This window comes from Actinacidiphila bryophytorum (assembly GCF_016916835.1).
In the GTDB taxonomy this organism is placed as follows: Bacteria; Actinomycetota; Actinomycetes; order Streptomycetales; family Streptomycetaceae; genus Actinacidiphila; species Actinacidiphila bryophytorum.
Genome location: NZ_JAFFIX010000048.1, coordinates 1 through 21,922 on the forward strand (window position 1 = coordinate 1; position 21,922 = coordinate 21,922).

At 71.6% G+C, this 21,922-nt stretch carries 15 protein-coding genes and 1 pseudogene; 6 read left to right on the top strand and 10 right to left on the bottom strand.

Annotation, left to right across the window (positions count from 1 at the left end):
* Nucleotides 1-89: 89 nt before the first annotated feature.
* The 6 genes from JT723_RS34155 to JT723_RS34180 all read right to left on the bottom strand — a co-directional run bounded on the left by JT723_RS34155 (nucleotide 90) and on the right by JT723_RS34180 (nucleotide 7,247).
* On the bottom strand, nucleotides 90-989 hold the full coding sequence (locus JT723_RS34155; RefSeq protein WP_205048789.1) for a phosphatase PAP2 family protein: 900 nt from the start codon (nucleotides 987-989) through the stop codon (nucleotides 90-92).
* Between the two features lie 37 nt (nucleotides 990-1,026).
* Nucleotides 1,027-2,133, bottom strand: coding sequence for a LacI family DNA-binding transcriptional regulator (locus JT723_RS34160; RefSeq protein WP_205048790.1), 1,107 nt, complete (start codon nucleotides 2,131-2,133; stop codon nucleotides 1,027-1,029).
* A gap of 34 nt (nucleotides 2,134-2,167) precedes the next feature.
* Nucleotides 2,168-3,904: a glycoside hydrolase family 13 protein gene (locus JT723_RS34165; protein ID WP_205048791.1), complete on the bottom strand. Its 1,737-nt coding sequence runs from the start codon at nucleotides 3,902-3,904 to the stop codon at nucleotides 2,168-2,170.
* Between the two features lie 62 nt (nucleotides 3,905-3,966).
* Complete coding sequence (locus JT723_RS34170) at nucleotides 3,967-4,815, bottom strand: sugar ABC transporter permease (protein WP_205048792.1); 849 nt, start codon at nucleotides 4,813-4,815, stop codon at nucleotides 3,967-3,969.
* Between the two features lie 13 nt (nucleotides 4,816-4,828).
* Entirely contained in the window at nucleotides 4,829-5,827 is a 999-nt protein-coding gene (locus JT723_RS34175) for a carbohydrate ABC transporter permease (protein WP_240166644.1), read from the bottom strand.
* A 118-nt stretch (nucleotides 5,828-5,945) separates the two neighbouring features.
* A complete protein-coding gene (locus tag JT723_RS34180) occupies nucleotides 5,946-7,247 on the bottom strand; it encodes an extracellular solute-binding protein (RefSeq protein WP_205048793.1) in 1,302 nt (433 codons plus the stop codon).
* Between the two features lie 389 nt (nucleotides 7,248-7,636).
* Here JT723_RS34180 and pulA point away from each other — a divergent pair, with 389 nt between their 5' ends.
* A complete protein-coding gene (pulA, locus tag JT723_RS34185) occupies nucleotides 7,637-13,099 on the top strand; it encodes a pullulanase-type alpha-1,6-glucosidase (protein ID WP_372441415.1) in 5,463 nt (1,820 codons plus the stop codon).
* A gap of 450 nt (nucleotides 13,100-13,549) precedes the next feature.
* Here the strand turns inward: pulA and JT723_RS34190 are convergent, their stop codons facing one another.
* Both JT723_RS34190 and glnII read right to left on the bottom strand, forming a co-directional pair.
* Nucleotides 13,550-15,511 (bottom strand): hypothetical protein, encoded by a 1,962-nt coding sequence (locus tag JT723_RS34190; RefSeq protein ID WP_205048795.1) that lies wholly within the window; start codon nucleotides 15,509-15,511, stop codon nucleotides 13,550-13,552.
* Nucleotides 15,512-15,633: 122 nt separating this feature from the next.
* Nucleotides 15,634-16,653 (bottom strand): glutamine synthetase, encoded by a 1,020-nt coding sequence (gene glnII, locus JT723_RS34195; protein WP_205048796.1) that lies wholly within the window; start codon nucleotides 16,651-16,653, stop codon nucleotides 15,634-15,636.
* A gap of 196 nt (nucleotides 16,654-16,849) precedes the next feature.
* Between glnII and JT723_RS34200 the strand changes: the two genes are divergently transcribed.
* From JT723_RS34200 to JT723_RS34210, 3 genes are all read left to right on the top strand, one after another.
* Complete coding sequence (locus JT723_RS34200; protein ID WP_205048797.1) at nucleotides 16,850-17,224, top strand: 5-carboxymethyl-2-hydroxymuconate Delta-isomerase; 375 nt, start codon at nucleotides 16,850-16,852, stop codon at nucleotides 17,222-17,224.
* Nucleotides 17,225-17,226: 2 nt separating this feature from the next.
* Nucleotides 17,227-18,099: a Gfo/Idh/MocA family protein gene (locus JT723_RS34205; RefSeq protein WP_205048803.1), complete on the top strand. Its 873-nt coding sequence runs from the start codon at nucleotides 17,227-17,229 to the stop codon at nucleotides 18,097-18,099.
* A 124-nt stretch (nucleotides 18,100-18,223) separates the two neighbouring features.
* Nucleotides 18,224-18,598, top strand: a complete 375-nt coding sequence (locus JT723_RS34210; protein WP_205048798.1) for a hypothetical protein — start codon at nucleotides 18,224-18,226, stop codon at nucleotides 18,596-18,598.
* A 28-nt stretch (nucleotides 18,599-18,626) separates the two neighbouring features.
* On the opposite strand, the gene JT723_RS36350 is transcribed toward JT723_RS34210, so the two are convergent.
* Nucleotides 18,627-19,076, bottom strand: coding sequence for a group II truncated hemoglobin (locus JT723_RS36350; protein WP_205048799.1), 450 nt, complete (start codon nucleotides 19,074-19,076; stop codon nucleotides 18,627-18,629).
* Nucleotides 19,077-19,217: 141 nt separating this feature from the next.
* Between JT723_RS36350 and JT723_RS34220 the strand changes: the two genes are divergently transcribed.
* A complete protein-coding gene (locus JT723_RS34220) occupies nucleotides 19,218-20,222 on the top strand; it encodes an NADPH:quinone reductase (RefSeq protein WP_205048800.1) in 1,005 nt (334 codons plus the stop codon).
* Nucleotides 20,223-20,291: 69 nt separating this feature from the next.
* On the opposite strand, the gene JT723_RS34225 is transcribed toward JT723_RS34220, so the two are convergent.
* Complete coding sequence (locus tag JT723_RS34225) at nucleotides 20,292-21,239, bottom strand: serine hydrolase (RefSeq protein ID WP_251512830.1); 948 nt, start codon at nucleotides 21,237-21,239, stop codon at nucleotides 20,292-20,294.
* Nucleotides 21,240-21,604: 365 nt separating this feature from the next.
* On the opposite strand from JT723_RS34225, the pseudogene JT723_RS34230 reads away from it, so the two are divergent.
* Nucleotides 21,605-21,922, top strand: a pseudogene (locus tag JT723_RS34230) (discoidin domain-containing protein); the annotation flags it as partial.

A 21,922-nucleotide genomic window follows, 5' to 3' on the forward strand; every position in this document is an offset into this window, starting at 1 on the left:
CCGGAGTGGCCGGCCGAGGGACGAGGCTGTCCGCGCAGGGCGCGAGGAGGAGGACCGAGCGACGGCGCCCGGGGGCCTGAGCCCCCGGGTCATGTGCTGGCGCGCTCTTCCATCGCCAGCGCCCCCGACGCGTACTTCGGCAGCGCGTACACCCACCGCCCGTAGATGACGTACGCGACCGCGTAGGCGATGGCCAGGCACAGCGCACCGCCGACCGCGTCCATCCAGAAGTGGTTGCCGGTCGAGATGATCACCAAGAGGGTCGCCACCGGGTAGAGCGCCCCGAGGATGCGCGCCCACAGCGGTTTGGCCAGCGTCACGATGGTGATGCCGCACCACAGCGACCAGCCGATGTGCATCGACGGCATGGCCGCGTACTGGTTGGACACCTGCGCCAGGTCGCCCTGCGACAAAGAACCCCAGGTGTGGTGCACCATCACCGTGTCGACGAAGCCGCCGCCGGTCATCAGCCGGGGCGGCGCCAGCGGATACGCCCAGAACCCGATGAGCGCCAGCCACGTCGTCATGAAGACCACCAGCCGGGCCGGTCCGTAGCGGCCGGGGTGGGCGACGTAGAGCCATATCAACACGCCCACCGTGACGATGAAGTGCAGTGTGGCGTAGTAGTAGTTCATCCCCACGATCAGCCACGTCACGGAGTTCACGCCGTGGTTGATGCTGCGCTCGACGGCGAGGCCGAGGTGGTGCTCGAGTGCCCAGATCGCGTCGGCGTGCCGCAGCGCGGTCGTCTGCTGCTGCGGCACCGCGTTCCTGATCTGCGAGTACAGGTAGTAGCTGACGCCGATCAGCAGGATCTCGAACCAGAGCCTGGGGTGACGGGGGGTGCGCACTTTCTCCATGAGCGTGTGGAACGGTCCCGCTCGGCCTGTGCTGTCCGCTCCGCCGGACACATGCGAACCCGTGGAGCGCTGCGGTGCGGCGGAACGGCCATCTGTCGTGTTCGCGGTCTTCGCAGTCGGTTCCCCCATAGGGGACCAGTCTGCCAGATGTGTCCCGTGATGCGGATCAGCCGCAGGTCGGATCGTGGGCCGTACGGGTGGTCTTCTGGGAAGTTGTCTGCTGCCCGGTGGGCTGGGCCGGCAGCGGCGCGTTCTGCCCGGTGGGGCCGGCCGCGGTGGACCCGCGGACGACCAGCTCGGGCAGGAAGACGAACTCGCTGTGCGGGGCCGGGGTGCCGCCGACCTCCTCCAGCAGCGCGTTGACGGCGGCCTGGCCCATCGCGGTCACCGGCTGCCTGATGGTGGTCAGCGGCGGGTCGGTGAAGGCGATCAGCGGCGAGTCGTCGAAGCCGACCACGGACACGTCGTCCGGCACCGACAGGCCCAGCTGCCTGGCCGCCCTGATCGCGCCGAGCGCCATCATGTCGGAGGCGCACACCACGGCCGTGCAGCCGTCCGCTATCAGCGCGGAGGCGGCCGCCTGGCCGCCCTCCAGGGTGAACAGCGAGTGCTGCACCAGCTCCAGCGCCTCGTCCTCGGCCATGCCCAGCACCTCGGACATCGACGTCACGAAACCCTCGATCTTCCGGCGCACCGGGACGAAACGCTTCTGCCCGACCGCGAGGCCGATCCTGCGGTGCCCCAGCGCCGCCAGGTGCGTCACGGCCAGCCGCATCGCACCCCGGTCGTCGGGCGACACGAAGGGCGCGTTGACCTTCTCGGTGAAGCCGTTGATCAGCACGAACGGCACGCCCTGGCCCTGCAGCCTGGCGTAGCGCTCCATGTCGGCGGTGCAGTCGGCGTGCAGCCCCGAGACGAAGATGATCCCGGCCACCCCCCGCTCGACCAGCATCTCCACCAGCTCGTCCTCGGTGGAGCCGCCGGGCGTCTGGGTGGCCAGCACCGGCGTGTAGCCCTGCCGGGTCAGCGCCTGCCCGATGATCTGCGCGAAGGCCGGGAAGATCGGGTTGTCCAGCTCGGGCGTGATCAGCCCCACCAGGCCCGCGCTGCGCTGCCGCAGCCGGACCGGGCGCTCGTACCCCAGCAGGTCGAGCGCGGCCAGCACTGATTCGCGGGTGGTGGCGGAAACACCGGGTTTGCCGTTGAGCACCCGGCTGACCGTCGCTTCGCTGACCCCCGCCTGGGCTGCGATGTCAGCGAGCCGCGCGGTCACAGCACCGGATGCTATTGGACGGAATGCCACCACGTCAGATCGCCCACCAAATTGCCGTGTCCGCGGCGATAGTGACCTCAATGCCGTCAACCGGGTCCGGCGAACCGCCCGCGGCGGGCACCGCGGCCGGCGGCTGCGCCGCGCTGGACAGCAGCGGCCGGCCGCCCGGCACCGTCAGCACCACGGGCTCGGCGGTCAGGTTGACCAGGCACAGGAAGCCGTCGCCCGCGCCGTCCCTGCGGAAGGCCAGCACCCCTTCCGGGGCGTCCAGCCACTGCACGGACCGGCCCGCGCCCAGCGCCGGCAGCTCCCGGCGCAGCGCCAGCGCCGACCGGTACAGCTCCAGGGTGGAGGCCGGGTCGCCGGTCTGGGCCGCGACGCTCAGCTGCGCCCAGCTGGCCGGCTGCGGCAGCCAGCTGCCGCCGCCCTCGGGGCCGAAGCCGTACGGCGGCTCCGTGCCCGACCAGGGGATCGGCACCCGGCAGCCGTCGCGGAAGCCGTCCTGCCCGGCGGCGCGGAAGAACGACGGGTCCTGGCGCACCTCGTCCGGCAGGTCGGTGACGTCCGGCAGGCCAAGCTCCTCGCCCTGGTAGAGGTAGGCGGACCCGGGCAGTGCCAGCATCAGCAAGGTGGCCGCCCGCGCCCTGCGCAGACCCAGCTCCCGGTCGCCGGCCTCACGCAGCTGCGTACCCCCGTGCGGATTCGCGAAGCGGGTGGCGTGCCGGGTCACGTCGTGGTTGGACAGCACCCAGGTCGCGGGGGCGCCGACCGCGCCCATCGCGGCCAGCGACTTGTCGATGACCTTGTGCAGCGCCGCCGCGTCCCACGGGGTGGCCAGGTACTCGAAGTTGAAGGCCTGGTGCAGCTCGTCGGGCCGCAGGTAGAGCGCGGCCCGCTCGATGGTGGGCGTCCACGCCTCGGCGACCCCGATGCGCTCGCCCGGGTACTCGTCGAGGATGCGCCGCCAGCCGCGGTAGATCTCGTGCACACCGTCCTGGTCGAAGTACGGCATGGGCGCGCTGCCCAGCAGCGCCAGCTGCTCGCTGTGGCCGATGTCGGGCAGGCCCGCCGCCTTGACCAGGCCGTGGGCCACGTCGATGCGGAAGCCGTCGGTGCCCAGGTCCAGCCAGAAGCGCAGCACCGAGCGGAACTCCTCGTGTACCGCCGGGTGGTCCCAGTTGAAGTCCGGCTGCTCGGGCGCGAAGAGGTGCAGATACCACTGGCCGGGCGTGCCGTCCGGCTCGGTGGTCCGCGTCCAGGCCGGGCCGCCGAAGATGGACTCCCAGTCGTTGGGCGGCAGTTCGCCGTGCGCGCCCTTGCCCGCCCGGAAGTGGAAGCGGTCCCGCAGCGCGGAGCCGGGGCCTTCGCGCAGCGCCTGCTTGAACCACTCGTGCTGGTCCGAGCAGTGGTTGGGCACCAGGTCGACGATGACCCGCAGGCCCAGCGCGTGTGCGGTGCGCACCAGGTCGTCGGCGTCGTTGAGGTCGCCGAACATCGGGTCGACCTCGCGGTAGTCGGCCACGTCGTAGCCGGCGTCGGCCTGCGGTGAGGCGTAGAAGGGCGACAGCCACACCGCGTCGACCCCGAGGTCCCGCAGGTAGGGCAGCCGGGCCGTGACGCCGGGCAGGTCGCCCATGCCGTCGCCGTTCCCGTCGGCGAAGCTGCGCGGGTACACCTGGTAGATGACCGCGTCGCGCCACCAGTCTCTGGCGCTTGCGTCGGCAGCGGGAGCGGCGGCGGAGCGGGGCGCGTCGGAGAGGTGCTGGCTCATGGATTCCCTTACCGGGTACGGGGATCGACAGGTTGGCATGCGTGGGTGCGGCGGGGCGGCGGTCAGCCCTTGGTGCCGCCGGCCGTCAGGCCGGTCACCAGGTGGCGCTGGACGAGCAGGAAGACGATCGTCGCGGGTATCGCGATCAGCACCGAGGCGGCGGTCATGCTGCCCCAGTCGGCGCGCTGGTCGGAGGCGAAGGTGCGGATGCCGGCCGCCAGCGTGGAGTGGTCGCGGCCCATGAACTGCGCCGCGTAGGCGACTTCGCCCCAGGCGGTCAGGAAGCTGTAGAAGGCGGTGACGGCCAGGCCCGGGCGGGCCAGCGGCACGATCAGCCGCCAGAAGGTGCCGAAGGGGGTCAGCCCGTCGACCCGGCCGGCCTCGTCGATGTCCCGCGGGATGGTGTCGAAGTAGCCCTTGAGCATCCAGGCGCAGAAGGGCACCGCGATGGTGCAGTACACCAGGACCAGGCCGAGGTAGGTGTCGATGAGGTCCAGCTGCGCCAGCAGGTTGTACAGCGGCACGATCAGCACCGCCATCGGGAACATCTGGGTGACCAGGAAGGTCCACATCAGCGACTTGTGGCCGGGGAACTTCATCCGGGAGATCGCGTAGCCCGCGCTGGCGGAGATCAGCACGCCGAGCACGGTGGTCGCGCCGGCCACGATCACCGAGTTGAGGAACCACTTGGGGAAGCTGGTGTGCAGCAGCACGAAGCGGTAGTTGCCCAGGCCCAGGTGCTTGAGGACCTCGTGCGGCTGCTGCCAGGAGGTGCTGGGGCCCAGCGAGATGAACAGGATCCACAGCACGGGGAAGACGGCGATGGCGCTCGCGGTGATCAGGGCGGCGTGCAGCGCGATCGACGCGCCGCGGCTGCGCTCGTTCCGGCCGCGGTGGGTGGTGGCAGTCATGGTGATCCGGCTCCTAGGCCTGCTCGGACTTCAGCTGGCGGCGGTAGAAGGTGGAGAAGGCCACGAGGATGAGGAGGATGACGATCCCGTAGGTGGCGGCGCCGGAATAATCGGACACTCCGGTGAACGCCTTCTCGTACGCGTACGTCACCAGGATGTCGGTGTCGCCCGTGGTGTTGTTGCCCAGCAGCAGGTAGATGATCGCGAACATGTTGAACGTCCAGACCGTGCTGAGCAGCACCACCGTGCTGGTGACCGGGCGCAGCCCGGGCACGGTGACGTTGGCGAACCGCTGCCAGGGCGAGGCGCCGTCCATCTCGGCGGCCTCGTACAGCTCGCCGGGTATCGACTGCAGGCCGCCGAGCAGGGCGACCATCATGAAGGGCACGCCGACCCAGATGTTCACCATGATCACCGCGATCTTCTGCGACAGCGGTGTGCCGAGCCAGTCCTGCGCGGGCAGCCCGAAGCTGGTGATGATGTCGTTGAAGACGCCGTACTGCGAGTTGAGCATCAGCCGCCAGGCGAACACGCCGATGAAGGCCGGCACGGCCCAGGGGAGGATCAGGCAGAGCCGGTAGAACAGCCGGAAGCGCACCTTGCGGTTGAGCAGCATCGCCATCGCCAGCCCGATGGCGTACGTGATCGCGACGCAGCAGACCGTCCAGACGATCGTCCACTCCAGGCGCGGGTAGAAGTCGCCGTCCTTGCCCGACAGCACCTGCCAGTAGTTGTGCAGGCCGACCCAGTGGTAGCTGGCGCCGATGTGGACCGGGCCGATGTCCTTGGCGACGTTGGTCTCGTTGGCGTTGGTCAGCGACAGGTAGGTGCCGTAGCCGAGCGGGTAGAACACCAGGACGGCCAGCACGATCACGACCGGGGCGACCATCGCCCAGGCGTACCAGTGCCGGTCCCAGGAACGCCTGATCGTGCTCGTCAGGCCGGGCCGCGGCTCGCGCGGCGGGCGGGCGGCCGTGCCCGGGGCGGGCTCGTCCATGGTGGCGGTGGTCATCGCTCCTCGGCTCTTTCGTCGGTGGTGGGGGAAACCGGACCGGCCGGCCGGGCGCGTGGGCCCCGTTCGCGTCAGGGCGAAGGGGCCCCGGCCGGCCGGTCCGGAGTCGGGGGGCCGGCTACTGCACGGTGTAGCCGGGCAGCAGCTTGCCGAACTCCTTGGCCGCGGCGTCCAGGCCGTCCTTGACCGAGGACTTGCCCTGCAGGATCTTGATGTACTCCTGCTGCAGCGGCGTGAACAGGCTGCCCACCTGCGGCAGCGCGACCCGCGGACGGGCGGTGTCCATGATCGGCTTGAACCCGGCGATGGTCTGGTTCTTGAGCACCTCGGCGGTGTAGGCGGAGGTCCTGGTCGGCAGCGTGCCGTTCTTCAGCGCGATCTGCTGCTGGCTGGCCGAGGAGGTCATGAACTGCGTGAACAGGTAGGCCGCGTCCAGGTTCTTGGAGCCCTGGTAGACCGCCAGGTCGTGGCCGCCGGTCGGGGCCAGCGCCTTGCCGGTGGAGCCGGCCGGCACCGGCGCGTAGCCGAGGTTGGCCTCCTTGCCCTGGAAGGCGGACCCGGTCAGGTCGTCGCCCACCGACCACGGCCCCTGGATCAGCATGGCGACCTTGCCGGTCTTGAACGAGGTCTGCATGTTGTCGTACGCGCTGGCGAAGTCGACCTTGAGCGAGGACGTGTCGTAGACCTTCTTCGCCTCGGTGACCGCCTTGACGGCCTCCGGCGAGTTGATCGTGACCTTCTTGCCCGCCGGGTCGGCCAGGTCGGCGCCCTCGCCGAACAGCAGCGGGAACAGGAAGTACGAGTCGGGGTTGACGTACGTGCCTGCGACGCCGGGAACCTTGGCCTTGATGGTCGCGGAGTCGGCGATCAGCTCGTCCCAGGTGGCCGGGGGAGCGGTGATCCCGGCCTTGGCGAAGATGTCCTTGTTGTAGAGCAGGCCGAGGGTGTCGGTCACCGACGGCACGCCGTAGGTCTTGCCCTCGTACTTGGTGGTGTTCATCGGCCCGGCCACGAAGTCCTGCGTGTCGGACAGCGCCGCGGTGCCGTCCAGCGGGGCGATGTAGTGCAGCGAGGCGTACTCGGGGATCAGCCCGACGTCGGTGCGCACCACGTCGGGGGCGCCCTTGCCGCTCTGCGCGGCCGCCTTGAACTTCTGCTCCACGGTGGTGAAGTCGACGTTCTGGTAGTTCACCTTGATGTTGGGGTACTTCGCCTCGAAGTCCTTGATCAGGGCCTGGTAGGTCGGGGCCTCGTTCTTGGCGTCCGAGGTGTCCCAGTAGGTGATCGTCCCGGAGACCGCGGCAGGGTCCTTGGCCGCCGTCCCCTTGTCGCTCTTGTCGTCGCTACCACTACCGCCACAGGCGGTGACCCCGAGAACGATGGCCGCGGCCATCGCCACGGCGGATATGCCGCGTCGCATACCTGACTCCTTGATGAGGGAAGTGCCCGTTCGCCCTGGCCAGGCTGGGTGCCGGCCGCTGTCGTCCCTGCTGGGCCGCTCGGGCTGGGGAGGAACGTAACAGCGATGCAATGCTTTGCGAAAGAGGCTGCAAGAAAGTTTCGGCAAGATCCTTCATCCGTGATGCGCGCGTTACCCGGGCGTGTCCACCAGGTGTCCTACCCCTCGGGACGCCTGGTGGCAGCCGGGACCCGGATCGGCACCAGGACCGGAAAGTCGTTGCAGAGCCTTGCTGCAACGGCCCCCGGGGGGATAGCTTCCCGCTCAGCTCCGGCACCGACGCCGCGGCTGCGACCGGTTCATGCGCGTGGACCCGGGCGCGAGGCTGTCCCCAGCAAGGAGAACCGCCCGTGGCCCTGGAGTTCAGGCTGCCCGCCCGCCGGTTGCGACGAGTCGCCGCCGCCACCGCCTTCACGGCGCTGGCCGCATTCGTCCAACCGGCCTACGCCCACGGCTCGCCGCAGCCGCCGGCCCCGCCGTCCGACAAGGCGCTCGCCGGGCAGGCCGCCCGGCACGACGACACGCGCGAGCAGTTCTACTTCGTGATGCCCGACCGCTTCGCCGACGGCGACAAGGCCAACGACACGGGCGGCCTCACCGGCAGCCGGCTCAGCACCGGCTACGACCCCACCGACAAGGGCTTCTACCAGGGCGGCGACCTCAAGGGCCTCACACAGAAGCTGGACTACATCAAGGGCCTGGGCACCACCGCCATCTGGATGGCGCCGATCTTCAAGAACCAGCCCGTGCAGGGCACGGGAGCCGACGCGTCGGCCGGCTACCACGGCTACTGGATCACCGACTTCACCCGGGTGGACCCGCACTTCGGCACCAACGACGACCTGAAGAAGCTGATATCGGCCGCCCACGCCAAGGGCATGAAGATCTTCTTCGACGTCATCACCAACCACACCGCCGACGTCATCGGCAACACCGACAACACCTACAGCTACCTGTCCAAGGGCGCCTTCCCCTACCTGTCGGCCGACGGCACCCCCTTCGACGACGACACCTACGCCGCCGGCGGCCAGGGCTTCCCCAAGGTCACCGCAGCGTCCTTCCCGCGCACCCCGACCGTGCCCGCGGACAAGAAGAACGCCAAGGTCCCGGCCTGGCTCAACGACCCGGCGATGTACCACAACCGCGGCGACTCCACCTTCGCCGGCGAGAGCGCCGACCAGGGCGACTTCAGCGGCCTCGACGACCTGTGGACGCAGCGGCCCGAGGTCGTGCACGGCATGGAGCAGATCTACGAGAAGTGGGTCGAGGACTTCGCGATCGACGGCTTCCGCATCGACACCGTCAAGAACGTCGACCTGCCCTTCTGGACCCAGTGGGCCACCGCCCTGGACGCCTACGCGGCACAGCACGGCCGGAAGAACTTCTTCATGTTCGGCGAGACCTACGACGCCGACCCCGCCGTCACCTCCCCGTACGTCACCCAGGGCCGGCTGGACGCGACCCTCGACTTCCCCTTCCAGGACGCCGCCCGCAGCTTCGCCTCCCAGGGCGCCCCGCCGAGCAAGCTCGCCGGGGTCTACGGGCAGGACTACCGCTACACCACCGACAAGGCCAACGCGTACGAGCAGGTCACCTTCCTCGGCAACCACGACATGGGCCGCATCGGCAGCTTCCTCGCCCAGGACAACCCGGGCGCCAGCGACGCGGAACTGCTCAGGCGCGACGAGCTGGCCAACGCCGTGATGTTCCTCGGCCGCGGGAACCCCGTCGTCTACTACGGCGACGAGCAGGGCTTCACCGGCGCCCCCGGCGGCGACAAGAACGCCCGGCAGACGATGTTCGCCTCGAAGGTCGCCGACTACCTCGACGACGACGAGATCGGCACCGACCGCACCGCCGCCTCCGACGCCTACGACCCGCAGCACCCCCTCTACCGGGCGATCGCCGCACTGTCCCGGCTCACCAAGGACCACCCGGCGCTCCGCGACGGCGTCCAGACCGAGCGCTACACCGCCCCCGGCACCGGCCCCGGCGTCTACGCGTACTCCCGCACCGACGCCGCCAGCCGCGACGACTACCTCGTCGCCGTCAACAACGCCACCACCGCGCAGACCGTGACCGTGCCCACCGGCAATGCCGCGGGCGCCGCCTACCGGGGCATCTACGGCACCACGGCCACCGCGGCGACCGCCGCCGACGGCACCCTCACCCTGACCGTGCCGCCGCTGCAGGCCGTCGTCCTGCACGCGGCCAAGCCGCTTCCCGCGCCCGCCACGGCGCCGCAGCTGACGCTGACCGCACCCGCGGCCGGCGCGACCGGCACCGTCGAGATCAGCGCGGACGTCACCGGCGGCGGCCTGAACCGGGTCGTCTTCGCCGCCCAGACCGGCAACGCCCCCTGGAAGGTGCTCGGCTCCGCCGACCACGCCCCCTACAAGGTCACGCAGGCCCTCGACCCGAAGACCGCGCCTGGCACCCCCGTGCGCTACAAGGCCGTCGTGGTCTCCGGCACCGGACGCACCGCCTCGGCGACCGCCGCCACCGTGACCGGCACGGCCCCGGTGACCGCCCCGCCCACCGCGGTCAGCCACGACTACGCGATCGTGCACTACAAGCGGACCGACAGCGACTACGCCGACTGGGGCCTGTACACCTGGGGGGACATCGCCGACGGCGAGGCGACCACCTGGCCCGCGGGCCACCCCTTCACCGGACGCGACGCCTACGGCGCCTTCGCCTACGTGAAGCTCAAGCCGGGCGCGTCCAGCGTCGGATTCATCGTCGTCGACAAGAACGGCGTCAAGGACACCGACGGCGACCGCACCATCGACCTCACCACGAGCGGCGAGGTCTGGGTCACCCAGGGCAGCCCGGCCGTCGCCACCAGCGCCCCCGACGGCGCCTACCCGCCGCAGGACACCGCCAAGGCCGTCCTGCACTACCACCGGGCCGACTCCGACTACACCGGCTGGGGCCTGCACGTCTGGAACGGCGCCGCGAACCCCACCGACTGGACCGCGCCGCTGCAGCCCGCCCGCGTCGACTCCTACGGAGCCGTCTACGAGGTGCCGCTCGCCGCTGGGGCCACCTCGCTCAGCTACATCCTGCACAACGGCGACACCAAGGACCTGCCCAGCGACCAGTCGCTCGACCTGACCGGCACCGGCCACGAGGTGTGGCTGCTCGACGGCACCCCCGCCTACCTGCTGCCGCAGCCGCAGGGCAGCGGCGCCGACCTGGACCTCGGCAAGGCGCAGGCCCAGTGGATCGACCGCGACACCGTCGCCTGGCAGACCAGCGCACCCTCCGCCTCCCAGCAGCTCGTCTACGCCCCCGACGGCGGCATCGCCGTCAAGGACGGAGCCCTGACCAGCGAGGGCCACTGGCTGCGGCTGCAGAAGGTCGCAGGCGGCCTCACCGACGCGCAGCTCGCCAGGTTCCCGCAGCTGAAGGGCTACTCCGCCTTCACCGTCGACCCGCGCGACCGCAGCCGCGTCCAGGACGCGCTGCGCGGGCAGCTCATCGCCACCCAGCGCGCGGCCAACGGGGCGTTGTCGGCGGCGACCGGTGTGCAGACGCAGGGCGTGCTGGACGACCTGTACGCGGCGGCCGCGCAAAAGGCCGTGCTCGGCCTGGTGTTCAGCCACGGCAAGCCCACCCTGTCGCTGTGGGCGCCCACCGCCCACAAGGTCGCCGTCGAGATCGGCGGCCGCACCGTCCCGATGAAGGAGAACCCGGCCAGCGGCGTCTGGTCCGTCACCGGCACCCCCGCATGGACCGGGAAGCCCTACCTCTACGACGTGACCGTCTGGGCGCCCAGCGTGCAGAAACTCGTCGTCAACAAGGTCACCGACCCCTACTCGGTCGCGCTCACCGCCGACTCGAAGCAGAGCCTGCTGGTGAACCTCGACGACCCCGAACTCGCCCCCAAGGGCTGGGCCGGCGAGCACAAGCCCGCCGCCGTCCCGATGAGCCAGGCCCAGATCCAGGAGCTGCACGTCCGCGACTTCTCCGTCGCCGACACCACCGTCCCGGCCGCCGACCGCGGCAAATACGCCGCCTTCACCGACAGCTCCTCGGCCGGCATGACCCACCTGCGCGACCTCGCGAAGGCAGGCGTCAACTACGTGCACCTGCTACCCGTCTTCGACTTCGCGACCGTGCCGGAGAAGCCCGCGGACCAGACCGCACCGGACTGCGACCTGGCCTCCTACGGCCCCGCAAGTGACAAGCAGCAGGCCTGCGTCACCGCCCAGCAGGCCACCGACGCCTACAACTGGGGCTACGACCCCTACCACTACACCGTGCCCGAGGGCTCCTACGCCAAGAACCCCGACGGCACCGAACGCACCGTCGAATTCCGGCAGATGGTGCAGGGACTGAACACCGCCGGGCTGCGGGTCGTCATGGACGTGGTCTACAACCACACCTCCGCCGCGGGCCAGGCCGACACCTCCGTCCTCGACAAGATCGTGCCCGGCTACTACCAGCGCCTCATGCCCGACGGGTCGGTCGCCACCTCCACCTGCTGCGCGGGCACCGCCCCCGAGAACGCCATGATGGGCAAGCTCGTCGTGGACTCCGTCGTCACCTGGGCCAAGGAGTACAAGGTCGACGGCTTCCGCTTCGACCTCATGGGCCACCACCCCAAGGCCAACATCCTCGCCGTGCGCAAGGCACTCGACGCGCTCACCCTCGCCAAGGACGGGGTCGACGGCAAGAAGATCATCCTCTACGGCGAGGGCTGGAACTTCGGCGAGGTCGCCGACAACGCCCGCTTCGTCCAGGCCACCCAGGCCAACATGGCGGGCACCGGCATCGCCACCTTCTCCGACCGGGCACGCGACGCCGTACGCGGCGGCAGCCCCTTCGACGCCGACCCCGGCATCCAGGGCTTCGCCTCCGGCCTCTACACCGACCCCAACTCCTCCACCGCCAACGGCACCCCGGCGGAGCAGAAGGCCCGCCTCCTGCACTACCAGGACCTCATCAAGGTCGGACTCACCGGCAACCTGCGGCAGTTCGGCTTCACCGACTCCGCCGGCAAGCAGGTCACCGGCGCCGAGATCGACTACAACGGCGCACCCGCCGGATACGCCGACGCGCCCGGTGACGCGCTCGCGTACGCCGACGCGCACGACAACGAGTCGCTCTACGACGCGCTGACCTACAAGCTCCCCGCGGGCACGCCCGCCGCCGACCGGGCACGCATGCAGGTGCTCGCCGAGGCCACGGCGGTCCTCTCCCAGGGGCCCGCCCTCGGGCAGGCGGGATCCGACCTGCTGCGGTCCAAGTCACTCGACCGCAACTCCTTCGACTCGGGGGACTGGTTCAACGCGATCCACTGGTCGTGCTGGACTGGGGGTACCACCCAGGCCGGAGGCTCTGGGGGCGGCAACGGGATCGGGCGGGGGTTGCCGCCCGCGGCTGACAACCAGGCCAAGTGGCCCTACGCCACACCGCTGTTGACGGCACCTTCCGCGGTGCCGTCGTGCGCCGACATCGGTGCGGCGTCCGCCGCGTACCAGGACCTGCTGCGGATCCGTACGTCCTCGGCCGCCTTCCACCTCACGACCGCGAGTCAGGTGCAGCGCGAGCTGGCCTTCCCGCTGTCCGGGGCCGCCGAGACGCCCGGGGTCATCACCATGACCCTGGGGGACCTGGTGGTGGTCTTCAACGCCAGTCCGCTGGCGCAGGCCCAGAAGGTGGCGTCGCTTGCCGGTACCGGGTACGTCCTGCATCCGGTGCAAGCGGCCGGCGCCGACCCGGTGGTGAAGTCCTCGACCTATTCCGCGTCGAGCGGCACCTTCACCGTCCCGGGCCGCACGGTGGCGGTCTTCCTCCGGAAGTAGCCGGGGATTTCCCCCGGGGTGGCCCCTCCGGCCGCCTCGGGGACCTCCCCCCGAAGGGGGGTTGCGCAGGTGATTGCCACCTGCGGTGAGCTTCCACCTTTCGGTGCGTGGGTGATTGGGCGCGCAGTTCCCCGCGCCCCTCAGGTCCTGCCCCTTGCGGTCGCGGTTCGCCTTCTCCGCCGCGGTGGCTTGTCGCGCAGTTCCCCGCGCCCCTGGGGGGTGCCCTCTCGCGCAGAGGGTGAGCGTTTTTAGGGCGGTGCCCTCTGCGGAGGAGGGTGAGCGTTTTTCAGGGGCGCGGGGAACTGCGCGCCCAGCCCGAGGAGCGGGAAAGAAAGCAACGCCACAGCAAGTGGCACCCACCTCAGGAGGCGCTGGGAGTACCCCCAGGCGAAGCTCCGGGGGCGGAACTGCGCGCGCAACCCACCGCCGGGGGAAGGTTACGAGGCGGGGTCAGGCACCGCCGAGGGGGTGCAGGACGAGGCCTGACGTGGTGCGGGCGGAGAGGGTCGTGCGGGTGCCGCGGGGGGCCGGGGCGGCGAGCGTGGCGCCGGAGGCGGTGGCGAGGTCGGACGTGATGGCGGTGACATCGCGGCTTCCCGCGGCCAGCAGGTACCAGCGGCCGCCCGGGGACTTCCACATCACGCCCGCCATGACGTGCGGGCTGAAACGACTGCAGGCACTGCCGTCGCTCTGCCGGCCGGCAAGGGTGCCGGGCGAGGCTGCCGGGGCGCCCGGGGGGAGGAACTGGACGGTCGCGCGGCCCGGGCCGCGCCATGTGTCGGCCCGGTCGCAGGTCCAGGCGGCCGACCCCGCCCCCTCCGGGAGGACCATACGGGCGAACTGCCAGTCGTTGACCGACCGCACCCCCTGCCCGCGCAGTTCGCCGAGCCGGCACGCACCGTGCGCCCAACTGGCCAGCGCCTGCGCCCCGGTGGCCTCGCGCGGGGCGCGCGGGGTGTCCCCGGGGGCGGGCGGCGGGGTGAAGGTCAGGTGCACGGGGGTGAGGTCGCCGAGGTCGGTGAGCAGGAAGGAGTGCTGCTCCGCGACCTTCCCCGAGGACCGCAGTTGCAGCGCCGGCCAGGTCGTACCGCACGTACCGGACGTGGCCCCGGCGCCGGGCATGCGCACCGGGTCCGTCGTACCGTCGGCGGCCCTGTGCAGCGGCACCGCCGGTGTGCCGGGCCGCAGCAGGTCGCGGCCGGCCGCGTCGGCGACCCACGGGGCGGTCAGGAAGCGGGTGTTGCCGTCGACCCGGTCGAGGACGACGGCCGCCGCGGTGGTGATGTCGGCGCCCTCGACCTGCGCGAAGTCCAGGGCCGCGGCGCCGCCGCCCCCGCTGCGGGCCTGGGCGTAGCGGACGAGCCGCAGCCCGTCGTAGAAGACGACGACGGTGACCGCGTCGACGTCCCCTGCGTAGAGCAGTTGCGGCGGCTGCGCGGGTGCGGTGCGCGGGGTGCCGGGTGTGGCGGTGACCTGGACCGACGCCGCCGGGTGCGCCCACACCGCGAGCGCCCGGCCGAGCAGTGCGCTGTCCGCGGCGCGGTTGCCGCGCGCGGGCCATGCGGTGAAGTCGAGCCTGGCGGTGGCGGTCCAGGCCTGCGGGCTGGCCCGTACCAGCGCGGCCGGGTCGAGGGCGTGCGCGGCGGCCGCCGCGGACCCCGGCGACCCGGCGGAGCCGTACGGCTCGGGCGAGCCGCCTGCGGTGGCGACGGCGAGCAGCACAGCGCCGACCGCGACGGCTGCCGCGGCGGCGAGGCCCGCCCGGGCGCGCTGCCGCCGCCGCAGCAGGTCGGTGGGCCGCACCTGGACCGTGCAGGGGTCGAACTCGCCTGCTGCCAGCAGCCGGTGGTCGTTGTCGACGGCCGCGGCCGTCCGTACCGCTCCCCGCGGGTCGTCGGCGCCGGCCTCGGCGAGGACGTCCCTGGCGGCGCGCTCGTCGAGGCCTTCGACGCCGAGCAGCCCGTAGGCGGCGCGGGCGGCCGCGGGCAGTGCGGCCAGCGCCCGGTCCAGGGCGAGTTCGTCGCCGCCGCCGGCCCGCGGGTGCATCCGCAGGCCGACCACCTGCGGCAGCCCGGCGCCGGTCAGCGCGGTACGCAGCCGCCCGTTCCGCCGGCCGCCGGCCAGCGCCCCGCGCAGCACCTCGCGGCGCAGCAGCGGGTAGACGACGTCGCCGGCCGCGGAGTTGAGGGCGACCCGCAGGGAGCGCTGGGCGAGCCGGTGTGCGAGCAGGACTCTGCGGTGCCGACCGGTGCTGACCGGCAGCGCCAGATACGCCAGCCGTACGAGCCGCGGGTAGTGCTCGACCAGTGCCGCCTCGGCCTCGGCGACCGGGATGTGGCTGCCGGCACGACGTGAGCGACCTGCGGACTTACTGGCGGACGGGAACGGCGCGTGTGACGGTCGGCTCTTCACTCTGCGTCAAACGAGTGACCCCGGTGATGGTCACCGGGGCCGGACGTGCGCGAGGGCGCCCGTCGCGGGTGACGGGAGCCCTCGCGGAACCGCGGGGAGGCGGTGTGCGGCGGTGCCGCGGATCAGACCAGGCCGGCCTTCTCCAGGGCGGCGCCGCAGGTGTCCACGATCAGCCGGGTGACGACGTAGGGGTCGACGTTGGCGTTGGGGCGGCGGTCCTCGATGTAGCCCTTCTGGTCCACCTCGACCTGCCACGGGATGCGCACCGACGCACCGCGGTTGGAGACGCCGTAGCTGTACTCGTTCCACGGGGCGGTCTCGTGCGCGCCGGTGAGGCGGGCCTCGACGCCTGCGCCGTAGTGCTTGATGTGCTCCAGCGGCTTGTCGTCGCGGCCCAGCGCCTCGGCGGCCTCGATGATCGCCGCGTAGTTCTCGCGCATCGCCTTGGTGGAGAAGTTGGTGTGCGCGCCCGCGCCGTTCCAGTCGCCCTTGGCGGGCTTGGGGTCCAGCGTCGCGGAGATCCCGAAGTCCTCGGCGGTGCGGTAGAGCAGCCAGCGCGCGACCCACAGGTGGTCGGAGACCTCCAGCGGGCTGAGCGGGCCGACCTGGAACTCCCACTGGCCGGGCATGACCTCGGCGTTGATGCCGGAGATGCCGATGCCGGCGGCCAGGCAGTTCTCCAGGTGCTTCTCGACGACGGGGCGGCCGAAGATCTCGTCGGCGCCGACACCGCAGTAGTAGCCGCCCTGGGGGGCGGGGAAGCCGTTCTCGGGGAAGCCCAGCGGACGCGAGCCCTGGAAGAAGGTGTACTCCTGCTCGATGCCGAACAGCGACTCCTGGTCGGCGAACTTCTCGGCGACCTCGCGCAGCGCGGCCCGCGTGTTGGACTCGTGCGGGGTGCCGTCGATGTTGAAGACCTCGCACATGACGAGGACGTCGTCACCGCCGCGGATCGGGTCGGGGAAGGAGGCGACCGGCTTGAGTACGCGGTCCGAGGCGTGGCCCTCGGCCTGGTTGGTGCTGGACCCGTCGAACCCCCAGATCGGGAGTTCCGCGCCGTCGGCCAGGATCCGCGTCTTCGAACGGAGCTTCGCGGTCGGCGTGGTGCCGTCTATCCAGATGTACTCAGCCTTGTAGGTCACGGTGACGCCATCCTTAACGAACGTGATCGCGGGGTGCGGCCGAGCTGCGCTGATCGGACCGAAGGCAGCGTCGCAAGGATGGTTTTCCCAAGCATTGCCCTTGTGTTAACGGGATGTAACCGAGGCGGCAGGGTGCCGGCCGGTGTGCCGTGAGACGCCCCGCCCGCCGCGGACCTGCCGGGATAGGCTCGCGGACATGCCGCATACCACCGTGGAATACTCCGGAACGCTCGCAGAAGCCCTCGACCGGCCCGCATTCGGCAAGGCCCTGCACGAGGCCCTGGTGACCGTCGCAGGCGGTCGCGCCGGCGGCTGCAAGACCCGTTTCGTACGCCATGACGACCTGTGGATCGCCGACGGTTCGCCGCACCACGCAATGGTCCACGTCGAGATCTCGCTGCTGTCGGGACGCACCCCCGAGGTCAAGCGCGCCCTGACCGAGGCGGTGCTCGCCGCGCTGCGCGAGCACACGGCGCCCACCCCGCAGTACGCGGTGCAGTTCTCCGTCGACCTGCGCGACCTGGACCGCGAGGCCTATGTGGGCCACCAGGAGCCGGAGTCGGCGTCGTGACCCTGCGGGTGGGGCTGTTCGGCACGGGGCCGTGGGCGCGGCTCGCGCACGGCCCGGCGCTGGCCGCGCACCCGGGCGTGGAACTGGCCGGGGTGTGGGGCCGCAGGCCGCAGGCCGCCGCCGAGGTCGCCGCGCTGTTCGGGACCCGCCCGTACGACGACGCCGACGCGCTGATCGCCGACGTGGACGCGGTGGCCGTCGCGCTGCCGCCGGCCTTCCAGGCGCCGCTGGCCGCACGGGCCGCCCGCGCCGGTCGGCACCTGCTGCTGGACAAGCCGCTGGCCGCGACCGTCGAGGGCGCCCGCGAGGTGGTCGAGGCTGTCGAACGGGCCGGGGTGCGCTCGGTGGTCTTCTTCACCCTGCGCTTCGATTCGGCCAGCGCCGAGTGGATCGGCCGGCAGGCCGCGGCCGGCGGCTGGTCGACCGGGCGGGCCGACTGGTACGGCGCCGTCTTCGGCGGCGGCGACAGCCCCTTCGCCGACTCCCCGTGGCGGCGCGAGAAGGGCGGGCTGTGGGACGTCGGCCCGCACGCGCTGTCGGTGCTGCTTCCGGTGCTCGGCGACGTCACCTCCGTCACGGCGGCCCGCGGCCCGGGCGACCTGGTGCACCTGGTGCTGCGGCACGACAGCGGCGCGTCCAGCACCGCGGTGCTCACCCTGACCGCGCCGCCCGCGGCCGCCGGGGTGTCGGTGGAATTCCGCGGTACGCACGGGGTCGCGGCCTACCCCGAGGACATCGCGGGACCCGCGACCGACGCCTTCGCGCGGGCCGTCGACGCGCTCACCGGCGGAGAACCGCACGCCTGCGACGCCCGGTTCGGGCTGCGCGTCACCGAGATCCTCGCCACCGCCGAGGAGTTGCTCACCGGGGTGTGACGGGTGGTGCGGCCGGTGCGGCGAAGGCGGTGCGACGGGGGTGTGATCGGCGGGGCTTTGATCGTTTTCGCCCGGTTGGGCCTCGGCCCTTCCCGAGTCGGCACACGGTGTCTATGGTCGGAACATGAGTGCTCCCGACTGGTGGTCGATCGAGGTCATGGACGTCGAGGACGGGGCGGTGCACACCGCGACCGGGTGGCGCGACGCGTATGCGCAGGTGCTGGCCGAGTCGCTCATCACCAACGGTGCGTCGTCCTGGCGGTGGTTCGAGCACAGCTGGGGTGTGGTGCTCGAAGTCGCCTTCACACGCGAGGAGATGTGGGCCGGGTGGCTCGCTCTGCCGGGCACGCAGGCGACGCTGGAGGCCGTACCGGACTCCGTACGCGGCCTGTTCGTCCACCGCGGCCACGGCGGCTCCTCGGGCGCGTACGTCCCGCGCCCGCCGCGCATCGACCCGCGTGCCGACCGGGTGGGCCTCCCCGAGCCCCTGGTCTCCTGACCGGGCGCCGGTCGTGCGACCGGCGGATTCAGGCCAGGCCCTCCCAGCCCCAGTGCGGCACAGGCCCGGGGTCGCCCAGCTCCGTGCCCGGCTGGGACACCGACGCGGCGATCCTGGTGCCCCACTCGATGTACTCGGCGAAACGCTGCTGCAGCAGGGCGTCGTCGGGCAGTTCCTTCGCCGCCGTCGCCAGTATCACCTCGACCCAGCGCGCCCGCTGCTCCTCGGTGATGCCCAGGCCCAGGTGGCTGGTCAGCAGCGCCTGGTGGCCGCCGAGGCGCTCGGTGTAGCCCGCGGGGCCGCCGAAGACCTCCGACAGCCACACGATGACGTGGTCGATGTGCGTCGGGGTGAAGTGCGCGAACACCGGTTCGAGCACCGGGTCGACCAGCACCTGCTCGTAGAAGGCCTCGATCAGCCGGCGCAGCGCCGGCTCACCGCCGAGGGCGTCGTAGAAACTCTCGTCGTGCTCGCTCACGTGCGCGCGCTCCTTCGGTCGGACGTCGGAATCCCACCCTCCCCCCGGCGGACACCCGCGTCGAAGGATTTCGCCCCCGGCACACCGAACGGAGCAGCCGATTCCGGGAAGAAAGCCGGACGGCGGTAGCTTGTAGCGCCCATGAAGGCGATCACTTACAAGACCAGCGGCGCAGCCGACGTCATGGCGCTGACCGACCGGCCCGTCCCCACCCCAGGGGAGGGCGAAGTGCGGGTCGCGGTAAGGGTGTCGGGCGTGAACCCGACCGACTGGAAGGCCCGGCAGAACACCGCACCGCGCGGCGAGCAGGTGCCCAACCAGGACGGCTCGGGCGTGATCGACGCGGTCGGCCCCGGCGTGCCCGAGTCCCGTGTCGGCGAGCGGGTGTGGCTGTGGGAGGCCGCGTGGGGCCGCGCCGACGGCACCGCGCAGGAGTACGTGGTGCTGCCCGCCCGGCAGGCCGTCGCACTGCCCGAGGACGCCTCGTTCGACCTCGGCGCGAGCCTGGGCATCCCCGCGCTGACCGCCCACCGCACCCTGACCGTCGCCGACGGCGGCCCCGCGCGCCTCGCGCCGGGCGCGCTCGCCGGCCGTACGGTGCTGGTCGCCGGCGGTGCGGGCGCGGTCGGCAACGCGGCGATCCAGCTGGCCCGCTGGGCCGGCGCCACCGTCGTCACGACGGTCAGCGGCCCCGCGAAGGGCGAACTGGCCAGGGCGGCCGGCGCCCACCACGTCGTCGACTACCGGGCGCAGGACGCCGCCGCCGAGATCCGCGGGATCGCGCCCGGCGGGGTGGACATCGTCGTCGAGGTCGCCCCCGCGGCGAACGCCGCCCTGGACGAGGCCGTCGCGGCGCCGGACGCGGTCGTGGCCTTCTACGCCGACGACTCACCGGCCTTCGCGGTGCCCGCCAGGCCCTCGATGTTCGGCAACCTGCGCTGGCAGGGCGTGCTGGTCTACACCGTGCCCGCCGCCGCCAAGGACCATGCGGTGGCGGCGGTGTCGGCCGCCGTCGCCGACGGTGCGATCCGGGTCGGCGCGTCCGCGGGCCTCCCGCTGCACCGCTTCCCGCTCGCGCGCACCGGCGACGCCCACGACGCGGTCCAGCAGGCCGCGGTCGGCAAGGTCCTGATCGACGTGGCCTGACCGCCGGCTGCGGCCGCACGCGGCTGCGGGCCGCCCCGCACAGGGGCGGCCCGCAGGGAGACGGCCGGGTCAGGAGTAGAGGGCCTTGACGGCGGCCTCCGCCGCGTCCTCGACCTTGTCTATGCCGGACTTCTCGGACCTGTTGCCCGAGGAGAGCACGCACACCAGCAGCGTGTGGCCCTTGTAGTCGACCTCGCCGATGCTGTTGATGTCCCACAGGCCGGTCGCGGTGCGCTGCAGCCAGCCGTTCTTCAGGGCGAAGCCGGTTTCGTCCTCGTCGGCCGCGGACACGCCCCACTGCTGGCCGGTGGTGACCGAGTGCATCAGGCCCTTGATGTACTCGCGGGACGCCGACGACAGCGGCGAGTCGTCGCCGCCGAAGACCACCCGCAGCAGCGTGAGCTGGTCGGCGGTGGTGGTCTGGGTCAGACCCCACAGGTCGGCAGAGCCGCCCTGGGTGTGGGACATGCCGAAGGTGCGGTTCGCCGAGTCGAGCCCCGCCCTACGCCCGATGGCGTTCCACAGCGAGGTCGCCGCGTTGTTGTCGCTCTGCTGGATCATGACCGTGGCCTGCGACTTCTCGGTCGAGGTCATCTTGGTGCCGGCCTTCTGGTGGCGCAGCAGCAGGGTGGCCAGAATGTCCACCTTGACGATGCTCGCCGTGTCGTAGGTGGCCGAGCCGTCGGCGTACGACACACCGGTGCGGCTGTCGGAGAGGTCGGTCACCGCGACCGACAGCCGCCCCTTGCTGCTCGCCGAGAGCGCCTTGACCGACGTGGCCAGCTGCGTCCTGGCGTCGCCGGCCGCCTTCGTGGGCGTCTTCGACGGGGAGGGCGCGCTGGTGGTGGTGGGCGGTGCTGTGGTGGCCGTTGTGGTGCTCGTCGGGGGAGTACCCGCGGCGTCCTGGCCCTTGGCGTCGCTGGTCGCGGCGGAGTCGGCGCGGTCACCCGAGGAGGGCGACCGGTTGACGATCACCACGGTGATCAGTCCGATCGTGGCCAGCACGGCCCCCGACACGACCGCCGGGCGTCTCCACCAGGACGGTTTTCGCCGCCGCCGGTGGGAACGGGAGCGCGTCGTGCCGCGCCCACCGCCCGGTGGTCCTGAAACATGTGTCATGCACCAGACCGTAGGAGCGGAATATTTCATTCTCCTAAGATTTTCGTACCGACTTGGCTGAGGGAGGTTTTTCCGCAGGCCAGACTGTCAGGTGCATGTGAGCACTTCTTGCGTCGTTTCTGTCAAATATTTCGCCTGATGCGCGATCTATTGCGGTGGCGTGACCCCGTCGTTACGATCCCCGCACCAGACTTCCGGTCCGCAGCCGTAGACCGATCGGCCGCGTGACGGCGGGAGTTGACAGCCGACCGGAGGAGTTCCAGATGGGTGTCACACGCCGGGCGCTACTGCAGACCGCGATTGCGGTGGCTGCAACGGGAGCGGTGGGGGCCACGCAGACCGCGGTGGCCGGCGGCGCCTTCGCCGCCAGTTCCCCGGGTGATGTTGTGGGCAAGATCACGGTGGGATACCAGGGGTGGTTTGCATGCATCGGTGACGGTGCGCCCATCAATGCGTGGTGGCACTGGAGCCCGAACTCCAGCCAGCCGCCGTCGCCGTCGAACACCGGGATCGTGGCCTGGCCGGACGTGCGCGAGTACACCAGGACGTACCAGACCGGCTACGCGGCGCTCGGCAACGGG